Raw genomic sequence first — 18,615 nt, forward strand, 5'->3', positions numbered from 1 at the left:
TAACCATTAAAACCAAAAACAATGAAAAAATTCAGTTATTTATTTATAGCCCTATTTAGCTTAAGTTTAATGACAACGAGCTGTAGAGAACAAAAAGATACAGGAGACAAAATAGAAGATGCAATTGATGATACAGGAGATGCAATTGAGGATGCTGCAGATGATGTTGAAGATGCAGTAGATGATAATTAATAATTAGCATTCTAAATATTAAAGTAAAAAGCCATCGTTTAGATGGCTTTTTATATTTTTATAAAAATTTAAATTACCATGAGCCATTCTATCCCTAAAGAAACCTTTACCTTTTTTAATAAACTCGAAAAGAATAACGATCGTGATTGGTTTAATGAACATAAACCAGAATTTAAAGCTATAGAAACGGAGGTAAAAGCCGCATTTAACTATTTGGGAGAATTAATGAATGTTCACGACCAAATTGAAAAGTTAAAAATTTTCAGAATTTATAGAGATGTACGGTTTTCTAAAAACAAACTGCCGTACAAAACACACTTTGGTGGCTCGTTTGCTAGAAAGAAACCTGAGTTAAGAGGAGGGTATTACGTACATATTCAACCAAACAATGAATCTTTTATAGCCACAGGTTTTTGGGATCCAAGCAAAGAAGATTTATTGCGAATTAGAAAAGAATTCGAAATGGACGACAGTGAAATGCGTGCCATTTTAAAAGATAAAACATTTAAAAATATTTGGGGCGATTTTACAGGTGATGAGTTAAAAACCGCACCCAAAGGTTTTGATAAAGAACATGCTGCCATAGATTTAATTAGAAGAAAGCAATTTATCTTCGTTAAAAAATATACAGATAAAGAAGTCTTAGCTGATGATTTTCTTGTTGAAGTCAATCATGCTTTTAAAAATGTAAGACCCTTTTTTAATTATATGAGTGATGTGCTCACCACAAATTTAAACGGTGAGTCTATATTATAGTACGTCTTTTATAACGTAGCTTTTGTCGTTAAAGTTAAACTGGTCTTCTTTCTTACGATTTTTAAGGAGTTGACCCAATGGTGATGCTAAAGAAATAATGTAATATTCAGAACCTTCTACTTCAACTTTACCTAAACTTAAAGCAATATAAAAAGTGATGCTATCCGTTTTTACCAAGCTGCCTAAAACAACGTTGTCGGAAACCAAATTAGGACGAACCAGTTTTAATTGCTCACGCATTTTGTTGGCGTCATTAAGATAATTCATGTTTTTCTCTAAATCATCTAATAATTTAGAATTTCCTGAATCATCTTCTTCATTGCTTACTTTATCATTGTTTTCAATAGATTCCTTAATTAATTCTATCTCATTTTTGTAACCTAACACGCGTTTGTCTGCATATTTTGTACAAAGCTCTAATAATTGCGATTTTATGTTCATTAAGACTGTGGCTAAACTTTCTGAAGAATTTCAGTTGGTGTAAATAATTGAATACTTTGAATCAAACGCTCTTTTACAATAGTCATCATACGTTTATTTAAAGCTGATGAATTTTGAATATAAAGTTCATATTCTTCAACTGTAAATTGGCCAATGATCATTCCCTTTAAAGCGTTTCGAAATTTAATGTCTTTCTGTATTGCATTTGAAATGTAGTTGATTTGTTTTTCCAACGATAAATTAGAGAAAACATTTTTATGTTTGACGATATAATTTTTAAAAACTGCAATTAATAAATTGTGTTGTAACTTAATTATAGGTCGTAAGGTTTTATTCTGAAATGCTTCTTCCGCACTTGTTTCATCATGTATTTTAGCAGATGAAATTTCGGGTCTAATGGATAGTAGGCTATTAAAACGTGTCGTCATGATTAAATGATTTAAGGATTAATTCTGAATTAAAATTAATCAAATAGCGCGCATGTCGTTTTGTATGGATATTATCTTGTTAACGTTCTTATTAACATTTCGTATTCTAATATTGCTAAATCTAATGGATCTACAATCGAATACTGCGTTCTAAACTTTATCTTTGAGTAAAATATTGAGTTATGAAATTCGGGAGTGTAGATAACCCAGGCGATATTGATTTTACTTTACCAGCAGACCATTCAGAGACTTTAAAAGTGTTGCAGAAAAAACCACCAGAACGTTTCAATGTTTTTGTAGGTTGTGCTAAATGGAATAGAGCAGATTTAAAAGGTTTTTATCCTAGGGGCACTAAAGACGAATTAGAATATTACTCACGTCAGTTTAATTCAATTGAGTTAAACGCCACGTTTTATAGAATATTTCCACCAGAACAATTTTCAAAATGGTACGATAAAACACCTCCAGATTTTAAATTCTTTCCAAAACTTAATCAAGAGATAAGTCATTGGAAGCGTTTAAATGAAGACATTACACCTATCGTTGATAATTATCTGTACAGCGCTGTAAACTTAAAAGAAAAATTAGGCTGTGTATTTCTTCAAATGCACAATAATTTTGCGCCAAAAGACTTTGATCGTGTTGTGAATTTTGCAGAAAGTTGGCCAAAAGAAATACCTTTGGCTATTGAGTTTAGACACACAAGTTGGTATAACGATAAAGCTGTAGCCGAAGATTTGTATCAGCTTTTAGAAGAAAATAATATTTCTAATATTATAGTAGATAGCGCTGGTAGACGCGATGTTATGCATATGCGCTTAACTAATTCTAGAGCTTTTGTGCGTTATGTAGGTGCTAATCATCAAAGTGACTACGCAAGATTAGATGATTGGGTAGAACGCTTAAAATTGTGGAAAGCTAACGGTATTGAAGAAATAGACTTTTTTGTGCATCAGAATATTGAAAAAGAATCACCTTTACTGTCTGCTTATTTTATAAAACAATTAAATGCCGAATTGGGTACGAATTTAAAAATCCCAAACGACGATTCAGATATACAACAAAAACTTTTATAAAAACATATCAATATGGTTAATAACAACAATAAAAATATGAGATTTCACACAAGAAAATGGGTGAAACCCGAAGATTTAAATCCTAACGGTTCTTTATTTGGAGGTCAGCTTTTGGCTTGGATAGATGAAGAAGCTGCATTATATACCATAATTCAGTTCGAAAATTCTAAAATTGTAACCAAGTTTATATCCGAAATCAACTTTATGAGCTCTGCTGTACAAGGAGATATTGTTGAATTAGGAATAGAGGTTATTAAGTTTGGTAAATCATCACTAACCTTAAAATGTGAAGCCAGAAATAAAATGACCAGAGAAACCATATTAACTGTAGATAATATCGTTATGGTTAATTTAGGGGCGGACGGTAAACCTGCACCACACGGAAAAACTAAAATAGAGTTTGTTAAAGACAGATTAATAGTTTAATCGTTAATCTTGTTACCTAAAGATAGCTCGTAAACTTCTAAATCAAAATATTTTACAGAAGCTAGCACGTGGTCAAAAATATCACCTAATATATATTCGTAATTTTTCCAACGTTGATCACTGCTAAATGCATAAATCTCCATAGGAATTCCTTGCGAGGTAGGCTCTAGCTGACGCACCATTAAGGTCATGTCCTTATTGATGGCAGAATGGTTTTCAATATACGTTTGAAGGTATTTTCTAAACACACCAAAATTGGTAAGGTTTCTACCGTTGATTAAAACAGACTTATCTATATTGTGCTGTGCATTAAATGTTTCAATTTCGGTAGCACGTGTTTTTAAGTATTCAGAAATTAATTGAATTTTCCCAAAACGTAGAATATCGTCATCACTAAGGAAATTAATAGTAGATGTCTTAATAATAACGGAACGTTTTATACGTCGTCCGCCAGAATCCATCATGCCTCTCCAGTTCTTAAATGAATCTGAAATTAAAGCATAAGTAGGAATTGTAGTTATCGTTTTATCCCAATTCTGGACTTTCACCGTCGCTAAGTTAATTTCAATAACATCACCATCTGCACCGTATTTTTCAAAGGTAATCCAATCTCCAATTCTAACCATATCGTTTATGGAGACTTGGATACTGGCAACAAAACCTAGGATGGTATCTTTAAAAATCAAGATTATTACCGCAGAAGCAGCACCTAGTGTTGTTGCAAATTTTATAAATGAAACACCAGTTATAATAGCTAAAATTGAAAAGAAACCGAGAAGCCAAGCAAAGATCATAAAGACCTGCACGTAACTGTCAATTGGTTTGTCTTTGTAGGCATCTAAAGTTTTTAGGTAATCTTTTATAGAGCTTAGGAAACTTCTAATAATTTGTAGCGTCAAAACAATCGTGATGACCTTAAGCGTTTTTTCAATAATATTCTGTGCAACTTCAAAATCAGTAAAGACCTGAGGTACAAACTCTATTAGAATTAGCAACGGAATAATATGAGCTATATTTCTTGGTAATTTGTTGGTAATAAGGATGTTGTCGAAATCCGTTTTAGTCCGTTTGGCTACGCTTGAAGAAAATCTCCACAGGGCTCGTTTCGTAATATAGTCAACTACAAACGCAATCAGTATTAAGGCTAAAAGTAGTCCAAGCATATTAAGATACATAGCTGCATCTTCAGATAAGCCCTTTTCTATTAAAAAATCGTATAAAGTATGTCTTATGTTAAGCACGTTTTTTATTTAAGTATTTTTTGTCAATATAAAAGGTTCCAAAAGGAATAACAGAAGCGAATAAGACAATCCAAAGGGTTCGTGTTGGCCATTTCATGTCAGAGCTAATTAGGACAGCAATAACAACATAGGCCATAAATAATATACCATGCGGCATTCCTAATAATTTGACATACTGAGGATCTTCATATAAATATTTTATAGGCGTAGCTATAAATAACAATAGGATATATGAAACACCTTCTAACAAAGCTATAATCCTAAAAACAGGTAATAATTTTGGCATAACATTAAATTTTGTGCAAAAATACTTTAGAATTAAGTAATAAGAGCAGATTTTAACAGCTTTTAAGAGATTTCTGAAAAACTAAATTTCTATTAATTATATTTAGCGGTATTTTTAATCTATTAGCTTTCAATTTATGAGAAAAATTCTAACACTTACACTTTGTTCCTGTGTTCTACTGTCTTGTGCTACAGCGCAATCCGCAGGTAATAAAAAATCAAATAATCAAACAGTACAATCAAAAACGCAAGCTCCTAAAAAGAATAGCAGTAAAATTAAGGATTATGATAAAGTCATTACAAAAGATGCTATTTCAGATAAGGGATTGTTCGATGTGCACTTCGTAGATGAGAAGTATTATTTTGAAATTCCAATGGAGCATCTAAACACAGATATGTTATTGGTAAGTCGTTTTGCAAAACTCCCTTCAAATTTAGGTGGAGGTTATGTCAATGCAGGTACAAAAACCAATACAAGAATGATTAATTGGGAACGCTTTAAAAACAAAATTCTCATAAAGGAAAAATCGTCAAGTGCGGTAGCATCCGATAGTTTACCGATTAATGTCTCTGTAAAATCTAATAATTACGAACCTACTTTATACGCTTTTGATATCGCAGCATTTTCTAAAGATTCTTCTTCAGTTGTGATTGATGTAACCAGTTTTTATAATACGGATGTCAAAGCTATAAGCGGATTAGGATCGCGATTGCGGTCTACTTATAAAGTGAAAAATTTAGACAAATCTAGAAGTTTTATCAATTCGGTAAAAAGTTTCCCTGAGAATATTGAAGTGATTCAAGATTTTACCTATAATGCATCTAACCCTCCAGTAAATACAGGAGATGAAACTATTAGTATACAGATGAATCAATCGATGATTCTGTTACCAAAAACACTAATGCAACCGCGTCTTTTTGACGAGCGTGTAGGCTGGTTTACTTTGAGCAAGTATGATTATAGTAGTGAAGAATTAAAGTCAGATAGAAAAACCTATTTAAGACGTTGGAAATTAATTCCAAAAGATATTGAAGCTTATAATAGAGGAGAGTTGGTAGAACCGATTAAGCCAATCGTTTATTATTTGGACCCTGCGACACCAATGAAGTTTCGATCGTACATGAAAGAAGGTATAGAGCTATGGCAAAAGGCTTTCGAAGCAGCCGGATTTAAAAATGCCATCATCGCAAAAGATCCACCGACGAAAGAAGAAGATCCAGATTTTAGTCCTGAAGATATAAGATATTCAGTAGTAAGATATGTAGCAAGTACCACAAGAAATGCAACAGGGCCAAGTGTTTCTGACCCTAGAAGTGGTGAAATTATTGAAAGTGATATTATTTGGTACCATAACCATTTACGTTCGTACCGTAATCGTTACTTATTAGAAACTGGTGCTGCAAATCCGTTAGCGAGAACTTTAAATACTCCGGATGCCGAAATAGGGGAAATGATGAAAATGGTCATTGCACACGAAGTTGGTCATACACTTGGTTTACCGCATAATATGAGTGCAAGTTATGCCTATGATGTTGAAAGTTACAGAGATGGCGACTTTACACAAAAAAATGGTATTGCAGCAACCATTATGGATTATGCGCGTTACAATTATATTGCACAACCTGGTGATGAAAATATTCGATTTGTAAGACAATTAGGACCTTACGATGACTATGCTATTAATTATGGTTACAGATATATTGACGACGCCAAATCTGCGGATGATGAAAAATCGACTTTGAATAGTTGGGTTTTAGAAAAGGCTGGTAATCCTATTTATAAATTTGGAGGTCGTGGTAGTTACGATCCTACAGCACAAACTGAAGACATTGGGAATAATAGTATTAAAGCGAGCACATACGGACTTAAGAATTTAAAAATTGTCGCTAAGAATTTACCAAGCTGGACGAGTGACCAAACAGATAACTACGAAGATTTAGAAGAGCTTTATGGTGAATTGCTAAGTGTTTGGAGTCGTTATGTCGGTCACGTTGTGACTCATATTGGTGGAGTAGTGGAAGAGACTAAAAATCCTTCTCAAGAAGGAGATGTTTTCAATCCGGTTTCTAAATCAGATCAGAAAGCAGCGTTGAGCTGGTTGCAAGAGAATGCTTTTGAAACACCAAATTGGTTAATAGATACATCTATTCTTCAGAATATAAATTACGCTGGTTATACAGATCGTATTCGAAGTTTACAAGCGAGACACTTAAATAATATATTAGATTTTGAGCGTTTAGGTCGATTGATAGATCATAACGCATTAGATGCTAAAAATTATTCAGCATTAGAATTATTAGGCGATTTAAGAACCGGAATTTGGTCTGAAGCAAATTCAGGAGCGAATGTTTCAGTTTTTAGACGTAATTTGCAACGTGTTTATTTAGATGCTATGTTTGAGTTGATGACAGAAGATTTAGATCCAAATCGTAGCCGACAGTATTTTAACGTTAATCAATCTGATGTTAGAGCTTTGGTTAGAGGAGAGTTAAATATGCTAAAGCGTATGCTTACTTCAGCATCTAAAACCAATATAAATACAGAAACTAAATATCATTATCAAGATGGTATTGAACGCATTAATAACATATTAGACCCAAAATAAGAATTTATACACATGAAAAAATTAGTTTTATTAGTCCTGCTTTTTAGTCTTTCCGCTTCAACTTTTGTGACAGCGCAAGCTAAAAAAAGTCAAAAAGAAATGTTTGCAACAACATATCATAATTCAAAAAGTGTCGTTAAATCTCAGCACTATCAATTTGTAGCAAATGCTATCCATGATAGTGAACAAAGGGAAATGCTCGATGGTGATACCAATCAAATACGTATTAACAAATTAGAGGTGACTGGTCAGTTACATGGTTTTTCAAAGAATAAAGCAATTTATACTTTAAAAGATAACAGTAGTGACATCAGTACAGTGTTCCATGATGAAAAGCAACAAATTTCAATTACTGTAAAAATGCAGGCTTATACTATAAGTATTGAAGTAAAACCAAATGGAAAAGCTTTTTTAACATTAACAGGAAACGATATTACCAACGTAAAATACGTTGGCAAATTGCTTGAAATTTAAAATTAGTTGGCTTTTATATGCTTATTTAGCAAGTAAATTGTGTGTTCTAGAATAGAATAATGAATAACAATTTAAATATTTGGTATAGATATTGTATCTTTGTCATCGGTTCATTGGAGATATACTACACAAATAACATTATTCTTTAAGTTATTTTACTAGATTTTAATACTATTCATTGTTAAGTTGATTAACTTGTTTGCATTATAAATATTTTCAAAAGCACACACCTATATTAATTTTTAAAACTACGAATGGCTAAATCACAACAGACTTTTAGTAAAAGTGAAAAAGAAAAAAAACGATTAAAAAAACGAGAAGACAAGCGCAAGAAAATGGAAGCGCGTAAACTCAACAGAGATGAGAATGGTTCAGAAGGAATCCCGATTGCTTATGTAGATCATAATGGTAATCTTACGGATACTCCTCCAGATCCAACGATGAAGGTGAAGGTAAAAGCTGAGAATATAGTTCTTGGTATTCCTACAAAAGAAGAATCAGACGAAGAACCGTTTGATCCAATTAGAAACGGAAAAGTTTCTTTTTATGATAACTCCAAAGGTTTTGGTTTTATTATCGATACAGAAACTAACGAGAAGCATTTTACACACGTCAGTGGTATTATTGACGAAATAGCAGAAAACGACAAGGTTACTTTCGAATTAGAGAAAGGACAACGTGGAATGAATGCTGTTAGAGTAAAGCAAGCAGAATAATTTTTAATTAAAAATATAAAAAGCCATTATAGTTTACTATAGTGGCTTTTTTTTGTTTGAAAAATCTCTTCTTTCTATACTAACATTTAAGTTTTAAAAACCGACCTACTGAAAACTTCGTAGGTAGAGAAACAATTCATTTAAAACTTAAACTATGAAAACGAAAACAATTATTTCAACAGTATCATTAGCTGTCGCATTATTATTTGGAACTACAGCAATGGCTCAGGCCAAAATGAAAAAAGACACAAAGATGGTTGGAGGTGCCGAGATGTATCCTTCTAAAGACATCATTAGTAATGCTGTAAATTCTAAAGATCATACAACATTAGTCGCTGCTGTAAAAGCCGCAGACTTAGTAGAGACCTTACAAGGCGATGGTCCTTTTACAGTGTTTGCCCCAACCAACGCCGCATTTGATAAGTTGCCAGAAGGCACAGTTGCAACATTACTAAAGCCTGAGAATAAAGGAAAACTTCAATCGATATTAACCTATCATGTACTTGCCGGTAATTTTAGTGGGAAAGATATAATGAAAGCCATTAAAAAAGGAGGTGGAAAAGCAACATTTAAAACGGTAAATGGAGCTATGATAACTGCTATGATGGATGGTAAAGCCTTAGTGTTAAAAGATACCGCAGGAAATACAACAATGGTTACAATCGCAGATGTTAACCAATCTAATGGTGTTATCCATGTTATTGATACCGTAGTATTGCCAGGTATGTAAAAAATAGTTTTGGTTGGATAAAGAATTAGTTTAGAATGATTGGTTGGTGTTAATACTAATTCTTTGAAGCACAAGTTTAAACACTTGTGCTTTTTTTATATATTTAAGTCGCACGTTATAGACATTGTATGAATCCAAAAATATTAGAAGTTTCTGAAATAAAAGTAATAGGATTATCCACAACAATTAAAATGCATGAACACCATAAAATCGTTGCGCTATGGAAACAGTTTATGCCAAGAAAGCATGAATTAAAAACATTGGTTTCTGAAGAATTAATAGCAATGCAAATTTTTAACTTGCAGAAAAACGGTGAACCAGATGAAGATTTTGACATTTGGGCATGTGCTGAAGTCGAAGATTTTAATACAATGCCACAAAACCTGAAAAGCTTTATAATACCTAGTGGCAAATATGCTGTGTTTCTGCATAGGGGAATGAATGCAAGTCTAACTTATCAAAACATTATGACGGAATGGTTACCAAATTCTGGGTACGTAATAGATGATAGACCGCATTTTCAAGTGATGGGACAAACCTATAAAAATGGAAGTCCAGATTCTGAGGAAGATTTTTATGTACCTATAAGATTAATTAAAAATTAACCCTAAAATCACAACCACTCTTGTAGTTACTACAGCCAAAAGCAGTTTTGCCTTGTAATACTTTGCCTGTTTTGCACTTAGGACAAACGTCTCCAGCTTTCATAATTGGCTTTTTAATGGTTTGTTTAGGTTCAAATTTTAGTTTAAAGTTGTCATTAAAACGCAGTAAACCTTCTTGTGAATTCCCTTTAACTTTAAAGCCTTTTAAGTTTACTGTAGAGCCTTTTGTTATTAAGCGAATATATTGTTTTTCAGATATTTTCTTTTCCCCTAAACTAAACGGCAGGGTAAAATCACAAGATTTACCATAAAAACTACAACCATAAGCCGTTTTTCCTTTTAAAAGTGAACCAGCCTTACATTTTGGACAAGAACTACCCACTAAAGATTGAGTCTTGGATTTCGGTTTTGCTTTCGCTTTTGGTTTTCCAGCAGGTTTGTTGTTTACTGCTGAAATTCGGGTTTGTACCTTTTCACTTCGTACCTCATAAACTAAAGCATCTACCATACGCTTCATGCCTTTTATAAATGCACTTGCAGTATATTCCCCTTTTTCAATATCCTTTAATTGCTTTTCCCAAGTTCCTGTGAGTTCAGCAGATTTTAAAAGTTCATTTTGAATCGTATCAATCAATTGAATACCTGTAATAGTAGGTAAGATTTGTTTCTTATTTCGTTTAATGTATTTACGTCTAAACAACGTTTCAATAATATTGGCACGTGTAGATGGACGACCAATACCATTCTCTTTCATTAAATCCCTTAGTTCTTCATCTTCAACTTGCTTACCTGCTGTTTCCATAGCACGTAATAATGTCGCTTCCGTATAATAATTTGGAGCTTTGGTCTGTTTCTCTAAAAACGATGGTTCGTGTGGACCTTTTTCACCCTTGACAAAAGATGGCAATAGGTTGTCTTTTGTTACATTGGGCGCAGTGGAAGTGTCTTTCTTCTCAAAAACAACCCGCCAACCTTTAGATAAAATTTCTTTTCCTGTAGTTTTAAAGTTAACATCTGCCGCTTTTCCTATAACGGTCGTATTCGATACTTTACAATCATCATAAAAAACAGCAATAAAACGTTTTACGATAATATCATAAACTTGCTGCTCATTATATTGCAGATGTGTTTGCATTCCGGTTGGAATGATGGCATGGTGATCGGTTACTTTCTTATCATTAAAGACGCGTGATGACTTCTTAATCTTTTTATTTAGAATGGGAGCGGTAAGCGTTGCATAATCAGTTAATTTAGATAAAATACCATTAACTTTAGGATACACATCATTTGGTAAAAATGTAGTATCAACTCTTGGGTATGTTACCGCTTTTTTCTCATATAATTTTTGAGCAATTTTAAGCGTATCATCTGCTGAAAATCCAAACTTCGTATTACAATAAACTTGTAGACCTGTTAAGTCGAATAACTTTGGTGCGTATTCAGTTCCTTTCTTTTTGGTGATCGATACGATTTCAAATTCGTGTTCCTTGACTTTGGTGGCTAAAATTTCGCCATCTTCCATTTTTAAGAAACGCCCTTCTTCATAACTAAAAAGTGTATCTCTGTATAATGTTTGTAATTCCCAATATGGCTGTGGTACAAAGTTTTCAATTTCTTTAAAACGATTTACAAGCATCGCAAGGGTAGGAGTCTGAACACGTCCTACAGATAAAACTTGTTTATAACCACCATGTTTAACCGTATATAATCGTGTGGCATTAATCCCTAAAAGCCAATCACCAATGGAGCGCGAAAAACCAGCATAATAAAGGTTGTCGTAATTTTCAGAAGGTTTTAGATTATTAAAGCCTTCTTTTATGGCTTCTGTTGTTAATGACGAAATCCATAAACGTTGTACTTTTCCTTTATAATTGGCTTTGTTAATCACCCAACGCTGAATCAATTCTCCTTCTTGGCCAGCATCACCACAATTAATGACAACATCTGCTTTATCAAATAAACTCTTTACAATCCGAAACTGCTTTTTAATCCCATCGTTATTAGCCACCTTAACTTCAAATTTTTCAGGAAGCATAGGTAAGTTGTTTAAATCCCAACTTTTCCAATAGGGTTTATAATCAACGGGTTCGAATAGTGTACAGAGATGTCCAAACGTGTAAGTTACAGCATAGCCATTGCCTTCATAGTAGCCATCACGCTTGGTGGTAGCCCCTAAAACAGAGGCGATTTCTCTAGCAACACTTGGTTTTTCGGCAATACAGACTTTCAAATTGGCTTGATTATTGTTGATGGTGCAAAGTACTGAATTTTCAAAATACTAAACCAGAAATAAAGGAATTGATTATCGCAATTTCGTTTATATTATGAATAAATATGACGAAAAAGAGCGAGTCACGTTCAAGATAAAAATAAATTCTTTTTTCAGCTAGTCAGAATCAAGTCTTTGGTCTTGATTCTAGGTGTACACAGGTCTTTAAAGTTCTAAAACTAATTTTTGACCAATTTTTAAAGGAGACGATTGTTTAATCGCGTTGGTTTCACAAAGTCTAGATAGTGACATATTATTACGTCTCGAAATCGCATAAAGAGTATCTCCTTTTCGCACGACATACATTTTAGGCTGCCTTGCTAAACTTGCTAATGCCGCTTCGTCTGCTGATTTTATAACCTTAACCTTACTCACTTTTCTAGAGTTATGGTATCTGGCATGTGTCCACTTTTGAGTTACCCAAACTTGCTCTGATCGAATAGCATTTTTAGAAGAAAAGTCGAAAAGATACTCAGGGTGAATCTGCTCACCTTTATAACTCAATTCTAAATGAAGATGACTTCCTCTAGAGTTTCCTGTGTTACCACCTTTTCCTATATATTGACCTCTAGCTATGGTGTCATTTGCTTTAACACCTATATGAGATAAGTGAGCATAAGTAGATTCTAAACCATTATAATGACGGACTACAATTGTGTTACCAAAACCATTCGCATACTTAGCGAAACGTACAACACCACTTAGTATAGACACCACAGTATCTCCTGTAACTAAATCAATATCAATACCATTGTGCGCACGTCCTCGTCGCCAACCATAGCGCGATGTCACCACTTTAGTATGTGGTACCGGTGAAGCATAAGTACTATCTGTAAAGTTTAATTCTAAAGGAAATTGTAGAACGGTATCAACATAGGGATTATGTAACGTTGTATCCCAATGATCTGCTTTAATATCAATTTCTGATGCTTTTTTTGTGACCAATGGAATTTCAATGGTTTCAATAACTGGTCCTATATTGAGTTTATAGGTTTGTAATTCTATTTTTAATGAATTAGGTAACGAATCATTTTGAGCGACTATACATAATGAACCACACAAAAAAGCAATACTAAAAAAAATGTATTTCATAAAGGGAAAAAATAACCTGATAAGCTGATGAAACGTAAATATATAATAAATATTATTTTAAAGTCAAATTTTTAAATTTCCGATGATTTTTTTTAGTGAAAAAAGATAGATTTCATGACGTTTGATGCGTATCAGTTGACTTGAGACTTTTTTTGTGTGCCAAAGTGTTGTAAATTTGCAACTTCTAAAATAATCCGAAAAGAAATTTATGTCTGTAACGAATCCAGCTGTTCAAGAAAAAAAAACCGATAAAGAATTATATGACTACCAACAAGGTGCAATAAGCCAGATTTTCGAAAAGTTTGATTCAGAACGCGACGATTATCACTTATTATATCAATTACCTACTGGTGGTGGTAAAACGGTGATTTTCTCTGAAATGGTACGTCAATATCTTAAAAATCATAATAAGAAGGTTTTGATAATGACACACCGAGTGGAACTTTGTAACCAAACGTCTAAAATGTTGGATGGCTTTGGTGTTACAAATAAGGTGGTAAATAGTAAGGCGAATTTAGATGATCAAGCAGAGTATTCGTGTTTTGTGGCGATGGTTGAGACTCTGAACAATCGATTAAATGACAACATGTTAGATATTTCTGATGTTGGTTTAGTTATTATTGATGAGGCGCATTATAATTCATTTACAAAATTATTTAAGTTTTTTGAAAAGTCATTCATTCTTGGAGTTACAGCAACACCTTTAAGTTCTAATAAGGAGTTACCAATGAAGGATAACTACGATGAGCTTATTACAGGTGAAACGATTGAGAATCTTATAGAAAATGAGTTTTTGGCAAGAGCTGAAACTTATGCTTATGATATGGGATTAACCTCTTTAGAAGTAGGATCTAACGGTGATTATACCGTAAAATCTTCTGAAGATTTATATTCGAGTCCTGCAATGCTTCAAAAATTAGTAGATGCTTATAAAAAGCATTCACTAGGAAAGAAGGCCTTAATATTTAATAACGGTATTAATACTTCTATAAATGTATACTATGCTTTTAAGGAAGCAGATTTGCCAGTTATGCACTTAGATAATACGGCGACAAAAAAACAACGTAAACAAATTTTACAGTGGTTTCATGACACTCCAGATGCTATTTTAACGTCGGTAAGTATCTTAACTACAGGTTTTGATGAGCCGACCATTGACACTATTATCTTAAACAGAGCAACAAAATCCTTAACATTATATTACCAAATGATTGGTCGTGGATCTCGTATATTGAATAATAAATCGAAATTTACAACTATTGATTTAGGGAATAACCTTTACCGATTTGGACCTTGGGGAGCAGATTTAGATTGGCAATTAATATTTAAGTCACCAAATTGGTACGCGGATCGTATTAAAGATGATGATGCTATTGAATCTAACTTTAAACACGATTTATCGGATGAAGTTAAAGAAGAATTCTCTAAGTCTGAAGAGACCTATTTCGATATTAAGCAAACTTATAAGGATGCTGTAGATAGTGGTGAATCTTCAAAAGTAGTGTTAGAGCGTTCTATAGAGCAACATGCTAAAATTTGTATAGAGAATAGTGAAGATGTTTACGATGCTTTAGCTTTGGCTAAATTATTAAAAGACGACATCAACCAACGTATTGAAACCTATGCGAAATGTATTAGTAGAAGTACTTATAACTTCCTAAAATGGTTGAAAGACGATTATCAGAAGAAATTGAGTGCGTACTTAAGAACTAATTTTGATGAAAAATTCGAGGAAATTCACGGATTTCCACCTGAAGATTAAAGGTTTATAATAATAGGGATTAAATAGATTTTGTATTATAAAATAGCGTAATTTTGCGCCTTATTTTAAAATACTAAAAATGAAACGCATTAGTCAATACAAAAAGCTTTTTTCTGTAGAAGATTCAATTAATCTTAAAGATTTAAAAAAGACCTATAGAAACTTAGTGAAAGAATGGCATCCTGATAAATTTCAAGATGGAGATGCTGGACAAGAAGAAGCAGAATTAAAGAGTGTTGAAATCATTGATGGTTATCATTTTTTAGTAAGTATAGCGCCAGAAACAAAAGCAGCAAATCTTGAAGAATACACCGCAACGATCACAGAATCTAGCATTGTAGACTTTCAACATAAAGGCTTGTTATTAGAAATTACATTTTTAGACGGAGCAACATACGAATATTTCGGTGTTCCTAAAGGTGTGTTTATCAAGTTTTTAAATTCAGATAAACAAATGCGTTTTGCAAGACGAAGTATCTTCAATTCTTATACTTACAGAAAGTCGAAGAAAGAACTTCAAGACGCTTAATATAACGCAACACGTAGTCCTTATATAGTTATGAGTAACGATACATCAGAAAAGACAGAAGAGATTTCAATCCAAGAGATTGAAAACTGCATTTCTATTTTAGAACGGTTAGTTACTGATACAGATCAGATTTTCGAAATCCCAAAATCTCAGCGAACTGCTTTAATTAAAGCTTCCGGACAATTATCACGCCCGAGTAGAGAAGAGTTTTCGCGTCGAAAAAAGGATGCGAAAAAGGCAGAAAAGCGAAAGAAAGCGGCTAGAGATAAAAATGCTCGAAAAGTAACAGGAATACGTAGTGCAAGAGAAGCACATATTTTTGTGGCTCCTAAATTATTGCCTGAAGCCGATTTAAAAGCTAAAGAACAATTAGAGCTAGAATCTCCTCGAAACTGCTACGTTTGTAAAACATTATTCACCAAACTGCATCATTTTTATGATACCATGTGTGAAGACTGTGGGGACTTTAATTATGCAAAACGTTTTCAAACCGCAGATGTTAAAGGACAAGTTGCTGTGATTACCGGATCGCGTTTAAAAATTGGTTACCATATTACCTTAATGTTATTACGTGGTGGAGCAACAGTGATTGCAACCACACGTTTTCCTGTAGATTCTGCATTGCGTTTTTCTAAAGAAGAAGACTTTACAGAATGGGGACATCGTTTAAAGATTCACGGTCTCGATTTAAGACATATCCCTAGTGTAGAGATTTTCTGTAATTTTATAGAGCAACGCTACGAAAAGCTTGATATTCTTATTAATAATGCGGCACAAACGGTGAGACGACCGGCAGGTTTTTACAGTCACTTAATGCCAAACGAAGAACGACCAATAGAAGAGTTGCCTAAGTTTGCACGCGATTTATTAAACGATCATACTGAATGTTTAGTGGAGTTACAAGAATTAACATCTGGAGCTTCACCAAATAAAAATATGCCTGTAACATGGCATGGACCAGAACCCGGAATTGGTTTGCGTTCATCAGCTAAATTATCTCAGATTCCTTATAGTTTTGATAATACATTGGTATCGCAAGAAGTGTTTCCTGAAGGGAAATTAGATGCCGATTTACAACAAGTAGATTTAAGAAAAACTAACAGTTGGAGACTTAAATTGGGTGAAATTGAAACCACAGAAATGATCGAGGTACAACTCGTCAACTCTGTAGCACCATTTGTTTTGTGTAATCGTCTATCTGAAGTAATGAAGAAAGACACTACAGGTAAGAAGCACATTATCAATGTGTCAGCAATGGAAGGAAAGTTTCATTCTTTCTTTAAAGAAGATCGTCATCCACATACTAACATGGCCAAAGCCGCTTTAAATATGTTAACACATACTGCTGCTGGTAGTTTAGCCAAAGAAGGTATTTATATGAATGCTGTTGACACCGGTTGGGTAACTGACGAAGATCCTGCTGAACTGGCAAAACGAAAACAAGACCTGCACGATTTTCAACCACCTTTAGATATTGTAGATGGAGCTGCTCGTGTTATGGATCCGCTTTTTGATGGTATTAATACCGGAAAACATTGGTCTGGTAAATTCTTGAAGGATTACCGACCTATTAGTTGGTAGGTGACATCGAAACAGAATTTAAAAAACTACGCTGTCTGGCTGAGCGCAGTCGAAGCCCTTTTTACAACTATTTTATTTAGTAAGCACTTTCGATTGCGCTCAGTGTGACACTTTTTAAATTACCTTTGCAACATAATAAAATCACTATGACATCATTTTCAGAATTAGGAATACATAAGAATTACATAAAAGGATTAAAAGAACTGAATATTGTAAATCCAACAGAGATACAAGAAATAGTTATTCCTATTTTATTGAAATCTAACACCGATTTAATAGGATTAGCACAAACAGGAACAGGAAAAACAGCAGCTTTTGGCTTACCCGTTTTACATGCCATTGATACTAATAATTCTGATGTGCAAGCTTTAATCATTGCACCAACGCGTGAATTGGTACAGCAAATACAAAAGCAGCTCTTCCGATTTACAAAATATATTGATCAGAAGATTTTCTCTGAAGGGGTTTATGGTGGTGAAAAGATTGACCGTCAGATAAAAAACCTAACAAGAACGACGCATATTGTAGTCGCTACACCAGGACGTTTACTCGATTTGGTAGAACGTGGAGCTGTCGATATTTCAAACGTAAAAATCTTAGTTTTAGATGAAGCTGATGAAATGTTGAGTATGGGTTTCAAAGAAGATTTAACCAAAATCTTGCAATACAATACCAAGAAAAGAAATACATGGTTGTTTTCGGCAACAATGCCAGACGAAATTAAAAATATCGTTAAAAATTATATGTCTAAAGATGCGGTTCGCATAGAAGTGAATAAAAATGCATTGGTTAACGAAAATATTTCACATCACTTCATTCATACGTCTATTAAAGACAAAGTAAATATGATTATCCGAATCTTAGACAAACGTCAAGATGAAAGAGGTATCATTTTCTGTAAAACAAAAGCAGGGACACAAGCTTTGGCACATCAATTACAAAAGGAAGGTTTTGCCGTTGGGGCTTTAGAAGGCGATATGCAACAAAAGGAACGCGATAAAGTAATGCGTGCTTTTAAGAATGAAAGCTTACAAGTTTTAATTTCTACAGATGTTTCAGCCAGAGGTATCGATGTTAATAATCTAGCTTTTATATTACATCACCAATTACCAGAGCACTTAGAGTATTATACGCATAGAAGTGGAAGAACAGCAAGAGCAGGTAAAACAGGCCAGTCTATTGCATTAATCATCCCTGGTGAAATGCAAAAAATATTAGACATACAGAAAGCTTTAGGTATTACGTTTAAAGAGATTTCGATTTAATAATGAGTTAGAATTTATCGCACTTTATTTTTACAATATTTTATCGAGAATCTTTTGAAATAAAAAGGTTCTCGATTTTTTTTATGCTTCCAAATGATTGCAAGTGTGTGGTTGCGGAAAGAATTTTAATTAATAGTTTCT

19 protein-coding genes are annotated in these 18,615 nt (G+C 33.4%); 13 read left to right on the forward strand and 6 right to left on the reverse strand.

What is annotated here, in order from left to right:
* The first annotated feature begins 21 nt into the window (after window positions 1-21).
* Entirely contained in the window at window positions 22-192 is a 171-nt protein-coding gene (locus DFQ09_RS18870) for a hypothetical protein (RefSeq protein WP_020897124.1), read from the forward strand.
* 78 nt (window positions 193-270) lie between these two features.
* A complete protein-coding gene (locus DFQ09_RS06325; RefSeq protein WP_115808803.1) occupies window positions 271-948 on the forward strand; it encodes a DUF2461 domain-containing protein in 678 nt (225 codons plus the stop codon).
* On the opposite strand, the gene DFQ09_RS06330 is transcribed toward DFQ09_RS06325, so the two are convergent.
* Both DFQ09_RS06330 and DFQ09_RS06335 read right to left on the reverse strand, forming a co-directional pair.
* Window positions 943-1,389 carry a hypothetical protein gene (locus DFQ09_RS06330; RefSeq protein WP_115808804.1) on the reverse strand — a complete coding sequence of 149 codons (447 nt, stop codon included), beginning with the start codon at window positions 1,387-1,389 and terminating at the stop codon, window positions 943-945. The two genes, DFQ09_RS06325 and DFQ09_RS06330, sit on opposite strands and share 6 nt — an antisense overlap.
* 11 nt (window positions 1,390-1,400) lie before the next feature.
* The gene (locus tag DFQ09_RS06335; RefSeq protein ID WP_115808805.1) at window positions 1,401-1,817 is read right to left on the reverse strand and encodes a glyoxalase; all 417 of its coding nucleotides are present in this window, start codon (window positions 1,815-1,817) and stop codon (window positions 1,401-1,403) included.
* A gap of 182 nt (window positions 1,818-1,999) precedes the next feature.
* On the opposite strand from DFQ09_RS06335, the gene DFQ09_RS06340 reads away from it, so the two are divergent.
* Window positions 2,000-2,893, forward strand: coding sequence for a DUF72 domain-containing protein (locus DFQ09_RS06340; protein ID WP_115808806.1), 894 nt, complete (start codon window positions 2,000-2,002; stop codon window positions 2,891-2,893).
* 36 nt (window positions 2,894-2,929) lie between these two features.
* Window positions 2,930-3,319 carry an acyl-CoA thioesterase gene (locus tag DFQ09_RS06345; RefSeq protein ID WP_115808985.1) on the forward strand — a complete coding sequence of 130 codons (390 nt, stop codon included), beginning with the start codon at window positions 2,930-2,932 and terminating at the stop codon, window positions 3,317-3,319.
* Here DFQ09_RS06345 and DFQ09_RS06350 read toward each other — a convergent pair.
* Together DFQ09_RS06350 and DFQ09_RS06355 are read right to left on the reverse strand one after the other, a co-directional pair.
* Entirely contained in the window at window positions 3,316-4,560 is a 1,245-nt protein-coding gene (locus tag DFQ09_RS06350; RefSeq protein ID WP_115808807.1) for a mechanosensitive ion channel family protein, read from the reverse strand. The two genes, DFQ09_RS06345 and DFQ09_RS06350, sit on opposite strands and share 4 nt — an antisense overlap.
* A complete protein-coding gene (locus tag DFQ09_RS06355; RefSeq protein WP_115808808.1) occupies window positions 4,553-4,846 on the reverse strand; it encodes a DUF3817 domain-containing protein in 294 nt (97 codons plus the stop codon). The genes DFQ09_RS06350 and DFQ09_RS06355 overlap by 8 nt, the downstream gene beginning before the upstream one ends.
* 136 nt (window positions 4,847-4,982) lie before the next feature.
* Here DFQ09_RS06355 and DFQ09_RS06360 point away from each other — a divergent pair, with 136 nt between their 5' ends.
* From DFQ09_RS06360 to DFQ09_RS06380, 5 genes are all read left to right on the forward strand, one after another.
* Entirely contained in the window at window positions 4,983-7,451 is a 2,469-nt protein-coding gene (locus DFQ09_RS06360; RefSeq protein ID WP_115808809.1) for a zinc-dependent metalloprotease, read from the forward strand.
* A 12-nt stretch (window positions 7,452-7,463) separates the two neighbouring features.
* Window positions 7,464-7,925, forward strand: a complete 462-nt coding sequence (locus DFQ09_RS06365) for a DUF4251 domain-containing protein (RefSeq protein ID WP_115808810.1) — start codon at window positions 7,464-7,466, stop codon at window positions 7,923-7,925.
* A 254-nt stretch (window positions 7,926-8,179) separates the two neighbouring features.
* On the forward strand, window positions 8,180-8,641 hold the full coding sequence (locus DFQ09_RS19080) for a cold-shock protein (protein ID WP_115808811.1): 462 nt from the start codon (window positions 8,180-8,182) through the stop codon (window positions 8,639-8,641).
* 154 nt (window positions 8,642-8,795) lie between these two features.
* The gene (locus DFQ09_RS06375; protein WP_115808812.1) at window positions 8,796-9,371 is read left to right on the forward strand and encodes a fasciclin domain-containing protein; all 576 of its coding nucleotides are present in this window, start codon (window positions 8,796-8,798) and stop codon (window positions 9,369-9,371) included.
* A 128-nt stretch (window positions 9,372-9,499) separates the two neighbouring features.
* A complete protein-coding gene (locus DFQ09_RS06380; protein WP_115808813.1) occupies window positions 9,500-9,976 on the forward strand; it encodes a GyrI-like domain-containing protein in 477 nt (158 codons plus the stop codon).
* On the opposite strand, the gene DFQ09_RS06385 is transcribed toward DFQ09_RS06380, so the two are convergent.
* Entirely contained in the window at window positions 9,966-12,206 is a 2,241-nt protein-coding gene (locus tag DFQ09_RS06385) for a type IA DNA topoisomerase (protein ID WP_115808814.1), read from the reverse strand. The two genes, DFQ09_RS06380 and DFQ09_RS06385, sit on opposite strands and share 11 nt — an antisense overlap.
* A 204-nt stretch (window positions 12,207-12,410) precedes the next feature.
* The gene (locus DFQ09_RS06390) at window positions 12,411-13,337 is read right to left on the reverse strand and encodes a peptidoglycan DD-metalloendopeptidase family protein (RefSeq protein ID WP_115808815.1); all 927 of its coding nucleotides are present in this window, start codon (window positions 13,335-13,337) and stop codon (window positions 12,411-12,413) included.
* A gap of 208 nt (window positions 13,338-13,545) precedes the next feature.
* On the opposite strand from DFQ09_RS06390, the gene DFQ09_RS06395 reads away from it, so the two are divergent.
* From DFQ09_RS06395 to DFQ09_RS06410, 4 genes are all read left to right on the forward strand, one after another.
* On the forward strand, window positions 13,546-15,099 hold the full coding sequence (locus DFQ09_RS06395; RefSeq protein ID WP_115808816.1) for a DEAD/DEAH box helicase: 1,554 nt from the start codon (window positions 13,546-13,548) through the stop codon (window positions 15,097-15,099).
* 79 nt (window positions 15,100-15,178) lie between these two features.
* Entirely contained in the window at window positions 15,179-15,628 is a 450-nt protein-coding gene (locus tag DFQ09_RS06400) for a KTSC domain-containing protein (protein ID WP_115808817.1), read from the forward strand.
* A gap of 30 nt (window positions 15,629-15,658) precedes the next feature.
* A complete protein-coding gene (locus tag DFQ09_RS06405; protein WP_115808818.1) occupies window positions 15,659-17,209 on the forward strand; it encodes an SDR family NAD(P)-dependent oxidoreductase in 1,551 nt (516 codons plus the stop codon).
* A 146-nt stretch (window positions 17,210-17,355) separates the two neighbouring features.
* Window positions 17,356-18,474, forward strand: a complete 1,119-nt coding sequence (locus tag DFQ09_RS06410) for a DEAD/DEAH box helicase (RefSeq protein ID WP_115808819.1) — start codon at window positions 17,356-17,358, stop codon at window positions 18,472-18,474.
* The last annotated feature ends 141 nt before the right edge of the window (window positions 18,475-18,615 follow it).

The sequence above is a fragment of the Winogradskyella pacifica genome (genome assembly GCF_003386275.1).
Lineage (GTDB): Bacteria > Bacteroidota > Bacteroidia > Flavobacteriales > Flavobacteriaceae > Winogradskyella > Winogradskyella pacifica.

Coding starts and splice junctions, on each gene's coding strand:
- DFQ09_RS06365 (WP_115808810.1), top strand. CDS start 7,464: ATGAAAAAATTAGTTTTATTAGTCCTGCTTTTTAGTCTTTCCGCTTCA.
- DFQ09_RS06355 (WP_115808808.1), bottom strand. CDS start 4,846: ATGCCAAAATTATTACCTGTTTTTAGGATTATAGCTTTGTTAGAAGGT.
- DFQ09_RS06400 (WP_115808817.1), top strand. CDS start 15,179: ATGAAACGCATTAGTCAATACAAAAAGCTTTTTTCTGTAGAAGATTCA.
- DFQ09_RS06405 (WP_115808818.1), top strand. CDS start 15,659: ATGAGTAACGATACATCAGAAAAGACAGAAGAGATTTCAATCCAAGAG.
- DFQ09_RS06345 (WP_115808985.1), top strand. CDS start 2,930: ATGAGATTTCACACAAGAAAATGGGTGAAACCCGAAGATTTAAATCCT.
- DFQ09_RS06395 (WP_115808816.1), top strand. CDS start 13,546: ATGTCTGTAACGAATCCAGCTGTTCAAGAAAAAAAAACCGATAAAGAA.
- DFQ09_RS06340 (WP_115808806.1), top strand. CDS start 2,000: ATGAAATTCGGGAGTGTAGATAACCCAGGCGATATTGATTTTACTTTA.
- DFQ09_RS18870 (WP_020897124.1), top strand. CDS start 22: ATGAAAAAATTCAGTTATTTATTTATAGCCCTATTTAGCTTAAGTTTA.
- DFQ09_RS06410 (WP_115808819.1), top strand. CDS start 17,356: ATGACATCATTTTCAGAATTAGGAATACATAAGAATTACATAAAAGGA.
- DFQ09_RS06325 (WP_115808803.1), top strand. CDS start 271: ATGAGCCATTCTATCCCTAAAGAAACCTTTACCTTTTTTAATAAACTC.
- DFQ09_RS06330 (WP_115808804.1), bottom strand. CDS start 1,389: ATGAACATAAAATCGCAATTATTAGAGCTTTGTACAAAATATGCAGAC.
- DFQ09_RS06335 (WP_115808805.1), bottom strand. CDS start 1,817: ATGACGACACGTTTTAATAGCCTACTATCCATTAGACCCGAAATTTCA.
- DFQ09_RS06375 (WP_115808812.1), top strand. CDS start 8,796: ATGAAAACGAAAACAATTATTTCAACAGTATCATTAGCTGTCGCATTA.
- DFQ09_RS06380 (WP_115808813.1), top strand. CDS start 9,500: ATGAATCCAAAAATATTAGAAGTTTCTGAAATAAAAGTAATAGGATTA.
- DFQ09_RS19080 (WP_115808811.1), top strand. CDS start 8,180: ATGGCTAAATCACAACAGACTTTTAGTAAAAGTGAAAAAGAAAAAAAA.
- DFQ09_RS06360 (WP_115808809.1), top strand. CDS start 4,983: ATGAGAAAAATTCTAACACTTACACTTTGTTCCTGTGTTCTACTGTCT.
- DFQ09_RS06390 (WP_115808815.1), bottom strand. CDS start 13,337: ATGAAATACATTTTTTTTAGTATTGCTTTTTTGTGTGGTTCATTATGT.